Source organism: Dysgonomonas sp. ZJ709 (assembly GCF_011039195.1).
GTDB lineage: Bacteria > Bacteroidota > Bacteroidia > Bacteroidales > Dysgonomonadaceae > Dysgonomonas.
Genome location: NZ_JAAKEM010000001.1, coordinates 236,108 through 254,211 on the forward strand (window position 1 = coordinate 236,108; position 18,104 = coordinate 254,211).

An 18,104-nucleotide genomic window follows, 5' to 3' on the forward strand; every position below is an offset into this window, starting at 1 on the left:
AAATGAAGAGATTATGAAAATAAAAGAGATACTTCATGCTATAGAGCAGTTGGCTCCCCTTTCTTTACAGGAAAGTTACGATAATAGTGGAGTTCAGGTGGGAGATACCAATCAGGAAGCAAAAGGTGCGATAGTCTGTATCGATATTACTGAAGCAGTTTTGGATGAGGCTGTTGCTTTAGAATGTAACCTGATAATCTCACATCATCCGTTAGCATTTCGCGCATTTAAATCGTTGACAGGCAAAAATTATATAGAACGTTGTATGATGAAAGCGTGTAAGCATGACATTGTGATCTACGCGGCACATACCAATCTCGATAATGCGATGGGAGGCATAAATTACTATTTGGCTGATATGCTTAACCTGCAAAATGTTAGAATACTTGATCCTCAAAAAGGTAAATTGCTCAAACTCGTTACTTTCGTGCCTCAATCTCATGCCGAAACGGTACGTAATGCATTGTTTAATGCAGGCGCCGGAAATATCGGTAACTATGATTCATGTAGCTATAGTGTGGTAGGTGAGGGTACATTCAGAGCAGGAGAAGGTACGAACCCATTTAGAGGGGAAGTTGGCGAACTGCATTTCGAAGGTGAAATAAGGATTGAAATGATACTTCCTGTTTTTAAGCAATCGGAGGTTTCACGCGCTTTGATAGCGGTGCATCCTTATGAGGAGCCTGCCTATGATTTCTATGCACTTGAGAATACATGGTCGCAAGCCGGCGGTGGAATAGTTGGGACGCTACCCGAGGAAATGGAAGAAGAAGATTTCTTGTATTTCTTAAAGGATACTTTCAAACTGACTACCTTGCAATATTCTCCATATAACAGAAAGCCGGTACGTGATGTGGCTATTTGTAGCGGAAGCGGTTCGTTTCTGATACCCAAAGCAATTTCGTATGGAGCAGATGCACTTATAACTGGTGAGGCTAAATATAATGATTTCTACGATGTTGAAGATAAAATATTGTTAGCGACGATAGGGCACTACGAATCTGAAATTTTCACAAAGAATATATTTTTCGATATTATTTCGAAAAAATACCCTACCTTTGTGGTCTATATGTCAGGAGCAGATGTGAATCCTGTCAACTATTTGTAACTAAGTAGCGATATACTCCTACCCATTGCAAATGATGTAGTAAATAAGTAGTTTGCGCTATTTAATTACTGCATTTTTTATTCGTATTTATTAAATTTATATATAATCATGGCTAAAAAGCAAGAAAAAGAAATTACAGTAGAGGACAAGCTAAAAACGCTATACTCCCTACAACAAAAATTGTCTGAGATAGACTCTATTAAGATTCTTCGTGGTGAATTGCCACTAGAGGTAGCCGATTTGGAAGATGAGATTATCGGATTGGATACTCGTATCAAGAAACATGAGGCAGAATTGAAAGAATCGGAAACTACTGTTTCTCAACAAAAACAAAAAGCTAAGGATTCTGCTTTGAAGATCGAAAAATATAAAGAGCAGTTAGATAACGTACGTAATAATCGTGAGTTCGATCATTTAAGTAAAGAAATCGAATTCGAGACTCTGGAGATTGAGTTATCGGAAAAACGTACGCGCGAATTTGGTCAGGAATCTAAAAATCTTGCTGAACAAATCGAAAAAAGCAAAGCATTCTTAGAGGAACGTAAATTAGACCTTGCTCAAAAGAAAGATGAGTTAGAGGGTATCGTATCTGAAACGAAACAACAAGAAGAAGAACTTCGTGAAGAGGTGAAAAACGTAGAAACTCAAGTTGAGCCTCGTTTACTCCACGCCTTCAAGCGAATTCGTAAAAGTGCACGTAACGGGCTGGCTGTTGTATGTATCGAGCGTGGTGCTTGTGGTGGTTGCTTCAATAAGATTCCACCTCAAAAGCAAATGGATATAAAATTAGGTAAGAAAATTATTGTTTGTGAATACTGTGGACGTATTATGATCGACCCGGAATTAATAGCTCCGGCAGACTAAATATATTTCTTTAATATAGTAACGCCCGTTAGGTTGTTTTTTAACAATCTGACGGGCGTTTTTGTGTCTTTTTACGTGAACTATATGTGTTATGTTTTTGTTTATCATAATGTGACATCGAAAAACAAAATGGAAAACTTTTTGGATATCTTTAAAATTTAATCAATTGATTTATAGATATTTGAAAAATAAAATGGAAAACTTTTTAAATTGTTCATAAATTAATCTTGTAAAATTTGTTTCGTTTTCGATTAATTTCTAACATTGTACATCGAAAGAAAAATAAGACTTTATATTACAATCAAAATATATAATAACAAAAAAATGGCACAAAAGGTTTACACTTTTGATGAGGCATGTACTGCCGCACTGGCATACTTTGATGGCGATGAACTTGCAGCAAAAGTGTGGGTAAATAAGTATGCATTGAAAGATGCAGCCGGCAATATTTACGAGCAATCGCCCGAAGATATGCACTGGAGATTAGCTAATGAAATAGCTAGAGTAGAAGCTAGATATGAAAATGGCTTAACAAACAAAGAATTATACGATTTATTTGATCACTTCAAATATATTATACCTCAGGGAAGTCCGATGACAGGTATCGGAAATAATTTCCAGATAGCATCTTTGTCTAACTGTTTTGTAATAGGGCTGGATGGTCAGGCAGATTCATACGGTGCAATTATTCGTGTCGATGAAGAACAAGTTCAATTGATGAAACGCCGTGGTGGAGTAGGACACGATTTATCACATATCCGACCTAAAGGTTCTCCTGTGAAGAACTCTGCATTGACATCTACAGGGTTGGTTCCATTTATGGAAAGATATTCGAACTCTACACGTGAGGTGGCGCAAGATGGCCGTCGTGGGGCATTGATGTTGAGTGTGTCTATCAAACATCCCGATTCTGAATCTTTTATCGATGCTAAAATGGAGCAGGGTAAAGTAACAGGAGCGAACGTATCCGTGAGAATTGATGACGATTTTATGCAAGCTGTTGTTGATGACACATTATATACACAACAATATCCAATCGATTCTAAAAATCCGACAACAGTTAAAGATATAGAAGCATCTCAACTTTGGAAAAAGATTGTGCATAACGCATGGAGATCGGCTGAACCCGGTGTTCTTTTCTGGGATACAATTATCAGAGAGTCGGTGCCTGACTGTTATGCTGATTTAGGGTTTAAAACCATATCTACAAATCCTTGTGGCGAGATTCCACTTTGTCCTTACGATAGCTGCCGCTTGTTGGCGATCAATTTATATTCATATGTTGTTAATCCGTTCAAGGATGATGCCTATTTCGATTTTGAATTATTCAAAAAACATGTAGCATTAGCTCAGCGAATTATGGATGATATTATCGATCTTGAAACTGAAAAGATCGAACTTATCCTTAAAAAGATAAATGATGATCCTGAGTTGGAAGAAGTAAAATCTACAGAGAGACATCTTTGGGAAAAAATTCGCAAAAAAACACTTCAAGGTCGCCGTACCGGAGTTGGTATAACAGCCGAAGGTGATATGATTGCTGCTATGGGTCTTCGCTATGGAACAGAAGAAGCTACTGCTTTTGCTGAAGAAGTACACCGTACATTGGCTCTTGCTGCTTACCGCTCGTCTGTAGACATGGCTAAAGAGCGTGGAGCATTCGAAATATTTGACATCAAACGTGAGAAAAACAATCCGTTTATCAACCGTTTGGCAGAAGCAGATCCACAATTATATAAAGATATGGAGAAATACGGTCGCCGTAATATTGCGTGTTTGACTGTAGCTCCAACAGGAACAACAAGTTTGATGAGTCAATCATCTTCGGGTATAGAGCCTGTATTTATGCCGGTTTACAAACGCCGTCGTAAGGTGAATCCAAATGATAAAGAGGTTCGTGTCGACTTTATTGATGAAAATGGTGACTCGTGGGAAGAATACATTGTATTCCACCATAAGTTTGTTACATGGATGGAAAGTAAGGGTTATTCTACAACAAAACGTTATACAAACGAAGAAGTGGATAAGATGGTTTCCGAATCTCCTTATTACAAAGCCACATCGAATGATGTAGACTGGTTGCAAAAAGTGAAGATGCAGGGACGTATTCAAAAATGGGTCGATCACTCTATCAGCGTAACTATTAACTTACCGTCTGATGTGTCGGAAGATCTTGTTAATCAACTTTATGTAGAGGCTTGGAAGAGCGGATGTAAAGGTTGTACCGTATATCGTGATGGTTCACGTGCGGGTGTACTTTTGGCTGCTGATGATGAAAAGAAGAAAAAAGCGGAAGAGGATTGCAACTGCTACGAGCGTCCGTTAATCGTTCCTTCTCGTCCTAGAGAATTGAGTGCAGAGGTTATCAAGTTCCAAAATAATAAAGAAAAATGGATTGCATTCATCGGGTTGTTAGATGGTCGTCCTTATGAGATATTTACCGGTCTTGCCGATGATGACGAAGGTCTTATGTTGCCTAAGAATGTAAATCAAGGAGCTATTATTAAGACAACAAACGACGAGGGTGAGCGTTCTTATGACTTCCAGTTTAAAAATAAAAGAGGTTACAAAACGACTATCGAAGGTCTTAATGATAAATTCAATCCTGAGTATTGGAACTATGCTAAATTAATTTCAGGAGTTCTTCGTTACGGTATGCCTATCGATCAGGTTGTTAAGTTGGTACAAACACTAGAGCTAAACAGCGAAACCATTAATACATGGAAGAATGGTGTAGAACGTGCCTTAAAGAAATACCTCCCGAATGAAACGGAAGCTAAAGGTCAGAAATGTCCTGTTTGCGGATTGGAAACGTTGATCTATCAGGAAGGTTGTATGAAGTGTACAAACTGCGGTGCATCTAAATGCGGATGATCGTAATCATTATATAGAATAGAGAAGAAGGAGCAATTGTATTGTTCCTTCTTTTATTTTATCTTTGTTGTTAACGAAAAGAATAATCCTGCTTATGATAACAGTTACTATTGAAGAGAGAGCCTTAATAAACGAAATAATAGCAAAGAATAATACTTGCTATGTCGGTATGATAGACACGGAGGGTATGCCTTATGTGATACCGATGAATTTCGGGTATGCCGACGATATTATATATCTGCACTCCGGACAGGATGGAGGAAGTATAAAGGCGTTGGAGAATAATCCGAATGTATGTATTACATTTTGCTCAAGAGCCCAGCTCACTTATCAGAATGTAGAGGTGGCTTGCAGTTACCGTATGCAGGGGAGTAGTGTAATCTGTAAGGGTAAAGTCATTTTTGAAGAAAACTTTGATGAAAAAGTAAAAGCCCTGAATATAATAATGAAACAATATACAGACAGAGCTTTTACATATTCTGTGCCGGCAGTAAATAATGTACGCATTTGGAAAATAGAGGTTGATAAAATATCAACTAAAATATTTGGTGTTCCACATCCCAACTCGCGTAATTATAAAGAAGGTCCGGTATTCTGATTCTTCTATTCTTCAATATTTTTTCTAACTTTAGTTAGAAAATCAAGCATAGCTTCACTATCCTTATTTTCTATGATATTGAGCAAGCTTTTCAATTCCGCACGAATATTCTCTACTTGTGAGGGTGTATATGGATTGAATAAGATCTCGGTCAGTAGGTAATTATCTTCCGACAACAAGCCTTTAGCAATGTCCATATGACGTTTGAATGTCGTTCCCGGGGCTTCCTGATGTTTCATTACCGATGCAAATACAAGAGTGGATGCAAAAGGGATGGATAGGGAATAAGCGATTGTTTCGTCATGCTCTTCGAAAGAGTATTCAAATACACGAAGATTTAGCCCTCTGTATAAGTTTAGGAAAAACTCCTTGCCTTTGCGACTAGATTCCGAAATTACGATTGCACTTTGTGTACTTAAGTTGCGAAGATCGGCAAATGTAGGTCCAAACATAGGATGGGAAGATGCAAACGGTTGTTCGACACTTGCATAAAATTCTTTCAGTCCTGTTTTTACCGAAGCTATATCGGATATAATACAATCTTTGCTAATATAAGGCAGTATTGCTTTAAAGGCATCAATCGTATATTTTACTGTAGCTGCATTTATCACCAATTCGGGGTTAAATTCTTTGATCTCCTTCGGATCACTCATCCGAACGGTATTGTATATGAATCTCAATCGCTGAGGATCGGTATCAAAGACTGCCAACTCGTGATCGAAGCTAAGCACATCACCAAAGAAGGAACCCATTTTTCCGGCACCAAGTATAAGTATTCTCATTGTCTTCTAAATTAGAGATATTATATCACTTCCCACAACAGGGAAGAAATAACCCCTCCTAAAGAGGGGTTTGAAAAGCTATTATTTGTTTAAAATATCTACTTGTTGTCTTACCGACTCTTCGTGGATAGCTTCCAAAACAACACGCATGAATTCAGGATTCATACCCATGCCGCTAGCCTGAGAAATACGCTTGTTCAAGATCTCATCATAACGTTCAGTTTGAACCACAGTCATGTTATGCTCTTTCTTGAATGTACCTATTTCGCAAGAAATACGCATGCGTTTAGCCATAAGCTCCAATAGTTGGTCGTCCATCTCGTCTATTTGTCGACGAAGGTCTGAAAGGTCTTCTGTTGATTGTTTGCCATCACGAATAACCAGTGCAGAAAGTATTTCTTTCAGTCTGCTAGGAGTTACTTGTTGCGATGCATCACTCCATGCGTTATCAGGATCACAATGTGTTTCGATAATCAGACCATCGAAATTTAGGTCCATAGCCTGTTGTGACAGTGGTTGGATTAAATCGCGTCTACCACCGATGTGACTAGGGTCGCAAATGATTGGAAGATCAGGGTAACGGCGTTTCAATTCGATAGGAATATGCCATTGAGGAAGATTACGGTAGATTTTTTTGTCATAAGAACTGAATCCACGGTGAATAGCACCTAATTTAGTTAAGCCTGCATTGCTAAGGCGCTCTAATGCACCGATCCACAATTCAAGATCAGGATTTACAGGATTTTTTACAAGGACAGGAATATCGACACCTTCCAGTGCATCGGCAATTTCTTGTACAGCAAAAGGGTTTGCAGTTGTACGTGCACCAATCCAAAGAAGATCCACTCCGTATTTCAATGCTTCATAAACATGTTTTTGTGTCGCTACCTCTGTAGAAACATAAAGACCTGTTTCTTGCTTTACTTTTTTTAGCCAAGCAAGTCCCTGACTACCGATACCTTCGAATCCACCCGGTTTAGTACGGGGTTTCCATATACCGGCACGCATAATTTTTATACCATCAGCAGCCAATGCTTTGGCCGCGCTCATTACTTGTTCTTCTGTTTCAGCACTACAAGGTCCTGCAATTACCATCGGACGCTTAGCGTCAACCCCGGGGAGTAAAATTGATTCTAGTTTCATGTCTATTTTATTTTTAATTGATTATTCTTTTATTCTTAATGTCATTATAATGTTATCTATATATCCGCCCAATTTTGTTTTGTAGTAGTACTTTCTCTTCCCTTCCTCTACAAAACCCATTTTTTTGTAAAGTGCAATACCCGCTTCGTTCTCGGCAAATACTTCTAAACAAAGAATCTCTAATTCGGGATTTCTTTTAGCCCAACGAATTGCATTTTCAAAAAGGGCTGTGCCTAAACCTGTATTCTGCCATTCTTTTCGTATAGCAATAGCTAGCTCATTGGTATGACGTAATTTTCTCATTTGTTTACCCAGTAAACCGAAAGTTGCAATTACTATATCATCTGCTGTCGCTATAAGGAGCAGGCTATTGTCGTTATCATAAGATTTAATCCAATTCGTTTCATCCTCAATAGTCGGATTGAACTCCTCTTCATACGAAAGGAGATAGTCGCTATCTCTAAGATAGGATTTTGCAGCAGTAATTAATCCTTCCGCATCCTCTGTCGTAGCTTCCCGTATTGTTACAGATTTGCCATTCTTGAGTGTTATATGTATTGGTTCAAACTTCATATTTTAAATCGGATGTTTATTACACGATCTCTTTTATTCGTTTCAACGCTTCTTTAAGCATTGTTTCGTTGCAACATAATGATATGCGTATATATCTTTCCCCTTTGTCTCCGAAAATAAATCCGGGAGTTAGGAATACTTTCGCATCATACAATATTTTATCGGCTAGTTCTTCGCTTCCTTTATATTGTGCCGGTATTTTTCCCCATAGGAACATTCCCACTTGATTTTTATCAAAAGTACAGCCAAGTGCATCCATTATCTCTTCGGCATACTTGCGGCGAGTACTATATAATTCTATATTCATAGTCTCATGCCATTCTTTCGAATTGTGAAGAGCTGCTACCGCAGCCTCTTGCATCGGTTTGAATTGTCCGCTGTCGATATTGCTCAATACTTTCAGTACCCATTGTATAAATTGGGGATTCGAAGCTAGCATTCCCATACGCCAACCGGGCATATTATGAGATTTACTCATCGAATTTAATTCTATACAGATATCTTTAGCCCCATCTACTTGCAAAATGCTAAGTGGTTTTTGATTTAGAATCAAACTGTACGGATTATCATGTACTATTATAATTCCATGTTTTTTTCCGAAGGCAACAAGTTTTTCAAATAGCTCAATCGTCGCATTTGCGCCTGTTGGCATATTCGGATAGTTTACCCACATTAGTTTAATATTGGATAAATCCATTTTTTCTAATGCATCGAAATCTGGTTGCCAGTTATTATTTTCATCGAGGTCGTAGCTATGGATTTTTGCTCCGATCAGCTTATTTATAGATGTATAAGTCGGATAACCCGGATTGGGAATTAAAACGCCGTCGCCCGGATTTATAAATGCAAGTGAGATATGTAGTATCCCTTCTTTCGACCCGATTAATGGCTGAATTTCATTTGCGGGATTGAGTGATACATTATAGCAATCTTTATACCAGTCGGCAAATGCTTTTCTCAACTCGGGTATGCCTACATGAGGCTGATATCCGTGTGTGTCGCTCTTAGCTGCTGACGAACTTAGTGCATCAATCGTTTCTTTCGATGGTGGAAGATCGGGGCTTCCGATACCTAAACTGATCACATTTTTGCCTGCTGCATTCATCTCAGCAACTTCTTTCAATTTGATTGAGAAGTAGTATTCGTTTACCGAGTTAAGGCGTTCTGCCGGTATAATAGTTTTCATAATCTTTCTTATTTGATAGTTTTACGATTCGCTTTGTCTTCCTTCGGGATAGTCTCCCAAAACTTTCAGTTCACTGATCAGCGGACGGATAGCATCTAACGATTGTCTATAACGTGCCAAATCTGAAAATTTGAGATCTACATAAAACTGATATTCCCACTCGCGACCAATGATCGGCAATGATTGTATCTTAGTCAGATTAATATCGTAGAACGAGAATACCGATAATACTTTCGATAAGCTACCTTCGTTATGAGGAGTTGTAAATACTATAGATGACTTGTTCAATACTTCATCTTTCTGTATTTCTTCGACAACCCATGGATTACCGAAAATAAGAAAGCGAGTAAAATTGTGCTTATTCGTCTCAATTCCCCTCGCCAATATATTCAAGCCATATATTTCTGCAGCTTTCGTGCTACATATTGCTGCACAGCCCAGCGTCTTATTTGCCGCTATATCGCGGGCAGCAAGAGCAGTATCTTCGTGTTCTACTACCTTTACATCGGGCAGAGTATCTAAGAATTCGGTACATTGCATCAGTGCAATCGGATGAGACTGTACTTCTTTGATGTCGTGAATAGTTTGTCCGGGTAAAGCTGCTAAACAATGCGATATGCGTTGTTTGTATTCTCCGGCAATAGGTAATTTGTTGATTTTAAGTAGCTCATAGTTTGGCAATAAACTTCCGGCAATCGTATTCTCTATAGCCATGATGCCTATTGTGTTGGGATCTTTCTTTATTACAGTAAAAATATCCCTGAATGTAATACAAGGCACTATTTCAACTTCTTCCTCGAAAAAATTCTCTGCCGCAATGCCATGATATGCACCTAGACCTCCCTGAATAGCAACTTTCTTCATCTTAATTTTTTCAAAAAAAAATCCCGTCGTTTCGGACAGGATTTTATATATTTCTATTTTGTTATTTCATTTCAAATTTCTCATACAAAATCCTATTTCACTTTTTAAAGTAAAAGTAAAAAAAGAAAAAGTATGTATAAGAAAAGTTCTTCATTCTAAAATATTCTTAGCTTTATTTATGACTACAAATGTAATACTTTTTTGAATAGTGCAAACAAAAATGTTATTTTTTTATCAGTTATATCATTCATATTCTCTTTTTGATGTCATTTATAAAATAAACAGCATCCTTAAATCGTCTGCTTTAATTGATAAACAGCAATTATTCTGTAGGCAATACTTCTTTCTTATTCGATTTAAGTAGTACTTCAAACTCTTCTTTGCTTCCAACGAATGCGTTTAAATCGACAAATGAATCAATTCCCTCGATACGCCCTCTGTTAGTATACTGCCAGAATAACCATTTCCGGCCATCGGGTAAATTGGGAACAGATAGAATATCGCGTATCCATATAGGATTATCCATAAACTTATTTAGAAGATATGTCTTATAAAATTCGTTTGTTGTATATATAATCGCTTTCTGTTGATAGTGATCTTCTATTATCTCCAGATAGTTTGCTATCTCTTGAATAATATCCTCTTTGCGATTTGCTTCCTGACAATTACCACCATACTCAAGGTCGATAATAGGAGGAAGGTCTATACTGTCTTTCGGGACATAATGGATGTAATTACGGGCTTGCTCGTCGCCTTCTTTACAAAAGGTGAAGAAGTGGTAAGCACCAGCAGGTATATTATTCTTTTTAGCCTCTCTCCAATTCTCGTGAAAGAGTGAATCTTTGTGATTTCCTCCTTCCGTAGCTTTGATAAAGGCGAATTGAACAAACCTTCTGTCTAAATCTTTCCATCTGATGATCCCCTGATGATGAGAAACATCAATCCCTTGAACCGGATATTCTTCCAACGAAGGGTAGTTTGCTCTTATGTACCCTTGGTAAAAGGCATAACGTAGTCCTCCGGCGATTAAGATCAGCAAAGCAATTCCGATGACAGAATAGATTATATTTTTTTTCTTCAAACGATATTATAGTTTATGCGATTACTTTTTTGAAGTGTACCATAAATTCTTTGGCTTGCTCCATTGTCAGGCAAAGAGGTGGCAGCAAACGGAATACATGGGTTCCGGTAGATCCTGTAAATACTTTTTCTTCAAATAGTAGTTTGGTACGCATTTCTTTGATCGGTTTATCGAATTCCATACCTATCATTAAGCCTCGACCACGTACTTCTTTTATTTGTGGCAGTTTCTTCAATTCCTGCATTAAGTATTCACCGACGTTATATGCGTTTTCCACTAATTTTTCCTCCTTCATAATATCCAGCACGGCAATAGCTGCTGCACAAGCCAGATGATTTCCTCCAAAGGTAGTACCTAATTGACCATATACAGCCTTAAACATCGGATGAATTAATACACCTGACATAGGAAATCCATTACCGATACCTTTAGCGACAGTGATTAGATCGGCTTCAATACCTGCATATTGGTGCGCGAAAAATTTACCACAACGTCCATATCCCGATTGTATTTCGTCTATAATAAGGATTGTTCCTGTTTCGGTACAAACTTGACGGAGTTCTTTCAAAAAGCTATCGTCAGGTATTTGTATTCCTGCAACACCTTGTATACCTTCAATAATTACTGATGAGTATTCTTTTGTAGCCAGTTCTTTCTTTACAAATTCGATATCGTTGAAGGGTGCAAATACAAAGTTCTTGCTTTCGTTTACCGGAGCCTGATAACTCGGTATGTCCGTTGCCATAACAGTTGCAGAGGTGCGTCCGTGAAATGCTTTGGCAAAAGCCAGAACTTTTTTACGTCCATTATGGAAGGATGCAAGTTTAATTGCATTCTCATTAGCTTCTGCTCCCGAATTTATAAGGAATAAGAAGTAGTCAGGATAACCACATTGTTCACCTAATTTCTGAGCAACTTCTTGCTGTAATTTATTGATTACAGAGTTAGAATAAAAACCTATCTTGTTTAGTTGATCGGTCAGTTTTTCTACATAATAAGGATGTGTATGTCCTACCGAAATAACGGCATGACCACCATACAGATCCAAGTATTTATTTCCTTTGTCGTCGTATACATAACAACCTTCTCCTTTTACGATATTCAGATCGAATAGGGGGAATACGTCAAATAGTTTCATATATTTTATATTTTTTTATTGTCAATTTTTGTATTGCATACCAGGTGCATCCGGTGAGCGTTCTTCAAAATTATTTTTCAAATAAAACTCTTTCTTTTCTTTAGCACAAAAGAGTTGAATGTCGTTGATACCTGCACTCTTTATTTGATCTACGAGGCGATTTAGTATTTCTGTTCCGATTCCTTGTTGCTTATATTCAGGTAAAATTATTAAATCTACAATGAATGCGTGCAAATATCCATCAGAAATAACTCTGCCAAAACCAATCAGATTATTATCTGCGAAAGCAGAAATAATATACCAACTCTTTTCGATAGCATTATACAGTTCTTCTTTTGTTTTTCCTTCTGAATTATTCCACCCTGTGGATTCATATAACGCGAAAAAAGAATTTATCTCGGGAATCTTATTTGAATATTCTATTTTCATTTATCGTCTGTTATACTGTTTATCTGCTCAATCAGCCTCTCTTTATTTATGATATACATTCCAAGTCTCACATCAGATACACCTTCTTTTAGCTTATAAGTATAGGTTGGTACACCATCTGGTTGATCTACTTCAAAATAACAGAACTTTATTTTAGTATTGTCGTCGAGTTCTTTTGCTACTTCAACAATATGGGTCGATACTACAAAGAAAGAGCTTTTTATGCGGGAAAATGCTGATACAATAGCTAAAGTTCCATCGTAAGCATCCTTTACATTTGTTCCTCTGAATAGTTCATCAAAGATAACAAGCATATTTTTATTAGACGATAATTCTGCTGTCACATCTTTTATCCGCATTACTTCTGCATAGAAGTGGCTGTAGCCCGATTTTAAATTATCGGCAATGTTTATTGTCGTACATAATCCCGATAAGACGCTTAGAGTCATTCGACTTGCCGGTACAGGAAATCCTACATGTGCCAGATACACGCAAATACCCAGTGCTTTGAGGAAGGTTGATTTACCTGCCATATTAGGACCCGACACGAATAGAAGGTTCGACGATCCGTCGAAATGAATATCGTTAGGTATCGCATTTTCGACAAAAGGGTGGAACAATCCTTCTATATTAAGGCGATTCTCTGTTTCGGGTAATATTTCGGGATATGATAACTTATATTCGCCTGCTGCTTTAGCTACTGATCGAAAAGCGTCATATTCATAAATAAGGCTTAGGAAAAAACGTATGTGATGTCTGTCTTTATAACGAAAAAGATAGTCTAACCTTGATGTATCATAAGCTTTTATTTTTTTTAAGTTGATGATTTCCTCATATTCGGGTTGTGAAAAAATCTCCAGAACCTTCTCATTGTTTTTCTGTAAAAGGGTCGGGTAACTTTCTGACCGTTGAAATTTAGCTGATAGTTCTAGTGAAAACTGATGGATGGATTTTAATAAATTAACGGTTGAACTTACCCCTTTTTCTATAAGATAATATTCGCTGTTGGGACTTATCTTATCCATTATCTTCCTTTCTATAGCAATAGCTTTAGAAACAATTCGTGTGGGGTATGAACCATTTTTTAAATAAAACTCTGTGAAATCCAGACTGTTTTTATCAACCTCTAATCCTATTGGGAGGTATTTCTGAAAATATGCAATTGCGGCTTTCCTCTCTGTGAGTTCAGTAAGGTCAGTAACCGGAGAAGACAAGAAGCTTCTAAGTCTCTCTTTCCCTCCTAAGCATTGAGTGAAATTGAAAAGAGCAAACACAGATTGTCCATTCTGAGCAGTGTCGAAAATGTCCAGATCTTTAAATGTTTGATTATCAATTTTGAATTTCATTTATGTGATTTTGTATTTTTTATTTATAAAATAAGTAATAATATTCTCCAGAGAGAAATATACTATCATTAATATTAAAGAGATTATTGATATAGCACTTGATAACTTTAGAGGAAAAACAGGTAAATTACAATCCAAATAAATAGGAATATATCTTAATATCGTTAGAATGATAGTGCATATTAAGAAAGCCAATACATATTTGTAATATATGCAGTAATAATTACTTGTTAACCATCTTTTATAAAAGTTTTTTTCTTCTCCAATATTGAAAAGTAATTTAAATTTCTCGTTTGATTTCTTATATTGTTTTAGCCTTCCTAATATTACACCTTCCCAACGCAATACTCGTATTTTAATTTCTTGATATTTATAATATTCTTTATCCAGTTTAGCCAATAAACCGGGTAATTGTTTACAAATATAAGAAGCATCTTTATACATTTCTTTATCGTCTAGAATCCTTATGTATATAATTTTTATATTAATAAAGCTAGCTATCATGGAGTTACTGGTAATGCTATCTACCCTTTCAAAGAAATCGAAGTTTCGATTATAGAACTCATAAATTTTATTATCTTTTTCTTCTTGAAGAATATCCAAAACGATTAGTTTATCGAATTCTTCAATAATTCTATTTTTAGGGGGTTTGGTTGGTTTTATATTGCTCATTTAAAGAGTTGTACTAAAATGCTGCCGATTTCAACTTTAGACCTACTGTTTCGTCCAATCCGAAAATTAGATTCATATTGTGTACAGCTTGTCCCGAAGCGCCTTTTATTAAGTTATCGATACATGACAGGATCAGTAGTTTATTGCCATGTTTTTCCAAATGCAATACACACTTATTGGTGTTTACTACTTGCTTCAAATCTATATTTTTGTCTGAAATAATCACAAAAGGGCTATCTTTATAAAAATCCAGATACAATTTTTCAGCTTCTTCCAATGTTCCATCGAACTTGAGATAGGTAGTAACAAATATGCCACGGGTAAAATTGCCGCGTACAGGTATAAAGCTAATATCTTCTCTAAAACTATTTTGTAACTGAGTCAAAGAATCTTTTATCTCAGTCAGATGCTGATGCCCAAAAGCCTTGTAGACCGATATATTATTCTCTCTCCAGCTAAAATGGGATGTTGCTGAAGGTTTTACTCCAGCCCCGGTCGATCCTGTTATAGCATTTACATGTATTTCGGTATTAAGCAATTTTGCTTTTGCTAAGGGCAATAAACCTAATTGAATAGCTGTAGCAAAGCATCCCGGATTAGCAATGCGGGATGCTTTTTTTATTTCATCTTTATTTAGTTCGGGAAGACCATAAACAAAATCATTACCTTCTGCTTTATGGCGATAGTCTGTCGATAAATCGATAATTTTTAAATCTTGAGGTATATCATTCGCCTCTAAAAATTTCTTTGTGTCGCCATGTGCCGAACAAGAAAATAAGACATTTATTTTATCGTAAGGCAATTGGTCTGTGAATGTCAAATCGGTTTCACCTAACAATCCGCCATGTACATCCGTTAATTTATTTCCTGCATTGCTGGTGCTGTTCACAAATACTAGTTCTACTTGCGGATGATTGAGTAATATACGGATCAGTTCGCCTGCCGTATATCCCGCACCGCCTATTATTCCTGCTTTTATCATTGTATTTTATTATCGTGTTTCTTTTTATAGAGTAAACCTTTTCAGATTTTCCATAAAGCTATATTTTTATCTCTGCTGTCTATAAAATATCAATTACTTTCCGTTTTTCTTCTGCACACTATGAAAAATCTTAGTAGGTACGCCGTATATTTTAGTGAATCCTTTAGCGTCGTCAGCAGTCCATGCCTTATTCACTTCACCATATTCGCCAAAATCAGCTTTCATCAAATCGAAATCGCTTTCCACACCAACTAATGTATAGTGATAAGGTTTCAATTCGATAATTACACGACCTGTAACATTATCCTGAGAGCTTTCCATCATCGCTTCAATATCACGCATCACAGGCTCAAGATATTGAGCTTCGTGTAGGAACATACCATACCAGTTTGCTGTTTGGTCTTTCCAATATTGTTGCCATTTGCTCAATGTATGTTTTTCAAGCATTTTGTGTGCATTGATAATCACCATAGGAGCAGCAGCTTCGAAGCCAACACGTCCTTTGATACCGATGATCGTATCGCCGATATGCATATCACGACCGATAGCATAAGCGGACGTGATCTCTTCGATCTTTTGAATGGCTTTTACTTTGTCTGTATATTTTTCTCCATTTACAGCATCTATCTCACCTTTTTCGAAGTCGATGGTAAGGAACTCCGAACCATTCTTTTTCAACTGAGAAGGGTAAGCACTTTCAGGAAGAGTTTGGTTAGACTTCAACGTTTCTTTTCCACCGATACTTGTTCCCCAAAGACCTTTGTTGATAGAATATTCCATTTTAGTGAAATCGGCTTCGTAGCCGTGTTCTTTCAGATAGTTGATCTCATATTCACGAGTCAATATCATATCACGAGTAGGTGTGATTATTTCGATACCCGGAGCAAGCACGTCGAAAGTCAGATCGAAACGAACCTGATCGTTACCTGCACCTGTACTGCCATGTGCCACAGCATCAGCGCCTATTTCTTTTGCATAATTGATAATCGCAATTGCTTGAAAAATACGTTCCGAACTTACCGAGATAGGATATGTGCCATTACGAAGTACATTACCGAATATCATATATCTGATACTTTTCTCATAATATTCTTGTGTAATATCTAATGCAACATGTTTGGCAGCACCTAGTCTATACGCTTTTTCTTCTACCACTTTCAACTCTTCGGGTGTGAATCCGCCAGTGTTGGCAATTGCAGTATATACTTCGTAACCTAAATCTTCTGATAAGTATTTTGCACAGAATGATGTGTCTAATCCTCCACTAAATGCTAAAACGACTTTCTTTTTCATTTCAATTGCTTCTTTAAATCTTTGATTATATCTTTTATTTCTTTTTTATCTTTTTGTTTTTCAGGGTCGAAAAGCATAGCTGTGCAAATGCAATATTTGCGTTCTGTTCTTGTAAGCACATCGTAGTTTATGCAACCCTGACATCCTCTCCAGAATGACTCGTCATCTGTCAACTGAGCGAAACTGACAGGTACATAGCCCAGTTCTGTATTTATTTTCATAACGGCAGCTCCCGATGTCAATCCGAAAACTTTTGCCTGAGGATACATAGCACGAGCGAGCGAAAAAGCATGACGCTTAATTCGTTTAGCTAATCCGTGTTGTCTGAATTTATCAACAACAATAAGTCCCGAGTTAGCAACATATTGTTTGTTTCCCCAGGATTCGATGTAACAGAATCCTGCAAATTCGTCTCCGGCTAAAGCTATTATCGCTTTACCTTCTTTTATCTTCAATTCGACATATTCCGGCGAACGCTTAGCAATCCCTGTTCCACGCACTTTTGCTGCAGCCTCTATTGTGTCGAGTATGGTTTGCACATACCCAACATGGCTTTCATTAGCAATTATTACTTTTATATCCGGTGTATCCATTTCTTGTTTCTGAAAAATAAATTGTTTTATAAGTTTATAAACACTGTGCTACCTATTTGATAGGTATAAATTGTGATAAGGATTTAATTACTTCTTCTCGTTCGATGCCTTCACGTGGTACGAGTAATATAGTATCGTCGCCCGCGATTGTTCCTATTATGCATTCAGAGGCTTTTCTATCTATCTCGCCAGCAATTGCCATTGCATATCCGGGACGTGTTTTTACAACTGCCAAAGAGCCCGAAAATTCGATACTAACAAATTTGAAGGAGGAGAAAGATACTTCAATCTCTTCTTGTAGCGAAGGTATACTTTCCGAAAAACGATAGGCATAGCTTCCTTTCGGGGTAGGTACTTTTATTATTTTAAGTTCCTTAATATCGCGAGAAAGTGTGGCTTGAGTTAACTCAAATCCTTTCTCTGTTAATATATTGAGAAGCATATCTTGGCTGATAATGTCGTTATTACGAATTACTTCCGTTATTATTTTATGTCTGTATTGTTTTGTCATGTATGTATAAATATACAATTATGATGCAAAAATATACATAATATTGTATATTCTAGCATTTAGAAGA

Annotated in this window: 18 protein-coding genes; 4 read left to right on the forward strand and 14 right to left on the reverse strand. The window is 37.0% G+C overall.

Features of this window, described 5'->3' with window-relative positions; all coding sequences use genetic code 11:
* The first annotated feature begins 13 nt into the window (after positions 1-13).
* The 4 genes from G7Y56_RS01025 to G7Y56_RS01040 all read left to right on the forward strand — a co-directional run bounded on the left by G7Y56_RS01025 (position 14) and on the right by G7Y56_RS01040 (position 5,444).
* A complete protein-coding gene (locus tag G7Y56_RS01025) occupies positions 14-1,108 on the forward strand; it encodes a Nif3-like dinuclear metal center hexameric protein (protein WP_165040346.1) in 1,095 nt (364 codons plus the stop codon).
* 108 nt (positions 1,109-1,216) lie between these two features.
* A complete protein-coding gene (locus G7Y56_RS01030) occupies positions 1,217-1,972 on the forward strand; it encodes a zinc ribbon domain-containing protein (protein WP_165020457.1) in 756 nt (251 codons plus the stop codon).
* A gap of 324 nt (positions 1,973-2,296) precedes the next feature.
* Positions 2,297-4,846: an adenosylcobalamin-dependent ribonucleoside-diphosphate reductase gene (locus G7Y56_RS01035; protein WP_165040349.1), complete on the forward strand. Its 2,550-nt coding sequence runs from the start codon at positions 2,297-2,299 to the stop codon at positions 4,844-4,846.
* A 94-nt stretch (positions 4,847-4,940) separates the two neighbouring features.
* Positions 4,941-5,444, forward strand: coding sequence for a pyridoxamine 5'-phosphate oxidase family protein (locus G7Y56_RS01040; RefSeq protein WP_165040351.1), 504 nt, complete (start codon positions 4,941-4,943; stop codon positions 5,442-5,444).
* A gap of 5 nt (positions 5,445-5,449) precedes the next feature.
* Here the strand turns inward: G7Y56_RS01040 and G7Y56_RS01045 are convergent, their stop codons facing one another.
* The 14 genes from G7Y56_RS01045 to G7Y56_RS01110 all read right to left on the reverse strand — a co-directional run bounded on the left by G7Y56_RS01045 (position 5,450) and on the right by G7Y56_RS01110 (position 18,037).
* The gene (locus G7Y56_RS01045) at positions 5,450-6,226 is read right to left on the reverse strand and encodes a prephenate dehydrogenase/arogenate dehydrogenase family protein (RefSeq protein ID WP_165040353.1); all 777 of its coding nucleotides are present in this window, start codon (positions 6,224-6,226) and stop codon (positions 5,450-5,452) included.
* Positions 6,227-6,307: 81 nt separating this feature from the next.
* Positions 6,308-7,369 (reverse strand): bifunctional 3-deoxy-7-phosphoheptulonate synthase/chorismate mutase type II, encoded by a 1,062-nt coding sequence (locus G7Y56_RS01050; RefSeq protein ID WP_165020462.1) that lies wholly within the window; start codon positions 7,367-7,369, stop codon positions 6,308-6,310.
* A 21-nt stretch (positions 7,370-7,390) separates the two neighbouring features.
* Complete coding sequence (locus tag G7Y56_RS01055; protein ID WP_165040355.1) at positions 7,391-7,942, reverse strand: GNAT family N-acetyltransferase; 552 nt, start codon at positions 7,940-7,942, stop codon at positions 7,391-7,393.
* A gap of 19 nt (positions 7,943-7,961) precedes the next feature.
* Positions 7,962-9,128 (reverse strand): pyridoxal phosphate-dependent aminotransferase, encoded by a 1,167-nt coding sequence (locus G7Y56_RS01060; protein ID WP_165040357.1) that lies wholly within the window; start codon positions 9,126-9,128, stop codon positions 7,962-7,964.
* A gap of 21 nt (positions 9,129-9,149) precedes the next feature.
* Entirely contained in the window at positions 9,150-9,992 is an 843-nt protein-coding gene (locus G7Y56_RS01065) for a prephenate dehydratase (protein WP_165040360.1), read from the reverse strand.
* Positions 9,993-10,314: 322 nt separating this feature from the next.
* Entirely contained in the window at positions 10,315-11,073 is a 759-nt protein-coding gene (locus G7Y56_RS01070) for a GH25 family lysozyme (RefSeq protein WP_165040362.1), read from the reverse strand.
* Between the two features lie 13 nt (positions 11,074-11,086).
* Positions 11,087-12,211 carry an aspartate aminotransferase family protein gene (locus tag G7Y56_RS01075; RefSeq protein ID WP_165040364.1) on the reverse strand — a complete coding sequence of 375 codons (1,125 nt, stop codon included), beginning with the start codon at positions 12,209-12,211 and terminating at the stop codon, positions 11,087-11,089.
* Positions 12,212-12,232: 21 nt separating this feature from the next.
* Positions 12,233-12,640 carry a GNAT family N-acetyltransferase gene (locus G7Y56_RS01080; RefSeq protein ID WP_165040366.1) on the reverse strand — a complete coding sequence of 136 codons (408 nt, stop codon included), beginning with the start codon at positions 12,638-12,640 and terminating at the stop codon, positions 12,233-12,235.
* Positions 12,637-13,986 carry a hypothetical protein gene (locus G7Y56_RS01085; protein ID WP_165040368.1) on the reverse strand — a complete coding sequence of 450 codons (1,350 nt, stop codon included), beginning with the start codon at positions 13,984-13,986 and terminating at the stop codon, positions 12,637-12,639. The genes G7Y56_RS01080 and G7Y56_RS01085 overlap by 4 nt, the downstream gene beginning before the upstream one ends.
* Entirely contained in the window at positions 13,987-14,658 is a 672-nt protein-coding gene (locus tag G7Y56_RS01090; protein WP_165040370.1) for a hypothetical protein, read from the reverse strand. It abuts the gene before it with no gap.
* 13 nt (positions 14,659-14,671) lie between these two features.
* Positions 14,672-15,640, reverse strand: coding sequence for an N-acetyl-gamma-glutamyl-phosphate reductase (argC, locus tag G7Y56_RS01095; protein ID WP_165040372.1), 969 nt, complete (start codon positions 15,638-15,640; stop codon positions 14,672-14,674).
* Between the two features lie 93 nt (positions 15,641-15,733).
* Positions 15,734-16,933 carry an argininosuccinate synthase gene (locus tag G7Y56_RS01100; protein WP_165020472.1) on the reverse strand — a complete coding sequence of 400 codons (1,200 nt, stop codon included), beginning with the start codon at positions 16,931-16,933 and terminating at the stop codon, positions 15,734-15,736.
* A complete protein-coding gene (locus G7Y56_RS01105) occupies positions 16,930-17,526 on the reverse strand; it encodes a GNAT family N-acetyltransferase (RefSeq protein ID WP_165020473.1) in 597 nt (198 codons plus the stop codon). The genes G7Y56_RS01100 and G7Y56_RS01105 overlap by 4 nt, the downstream gene beginning before the upstream one ends.
* 52 nt (positions 17,527-17,578) lie before the next feature.
* The gene (locus tag G7Y56_RS01110) at positions 17,579-18,037 is read right to left on the reverse strand and encodes an arginine repressor (RefSeq protein WP_165040375.1); all 459 of its coding nucleotides are present in this window, start codon (positions 18,035-18,037) and stop codon (positions 17,579-17,581) included.
* Positions 18,038-18,104: the final 67 nt, after the last annotated feature.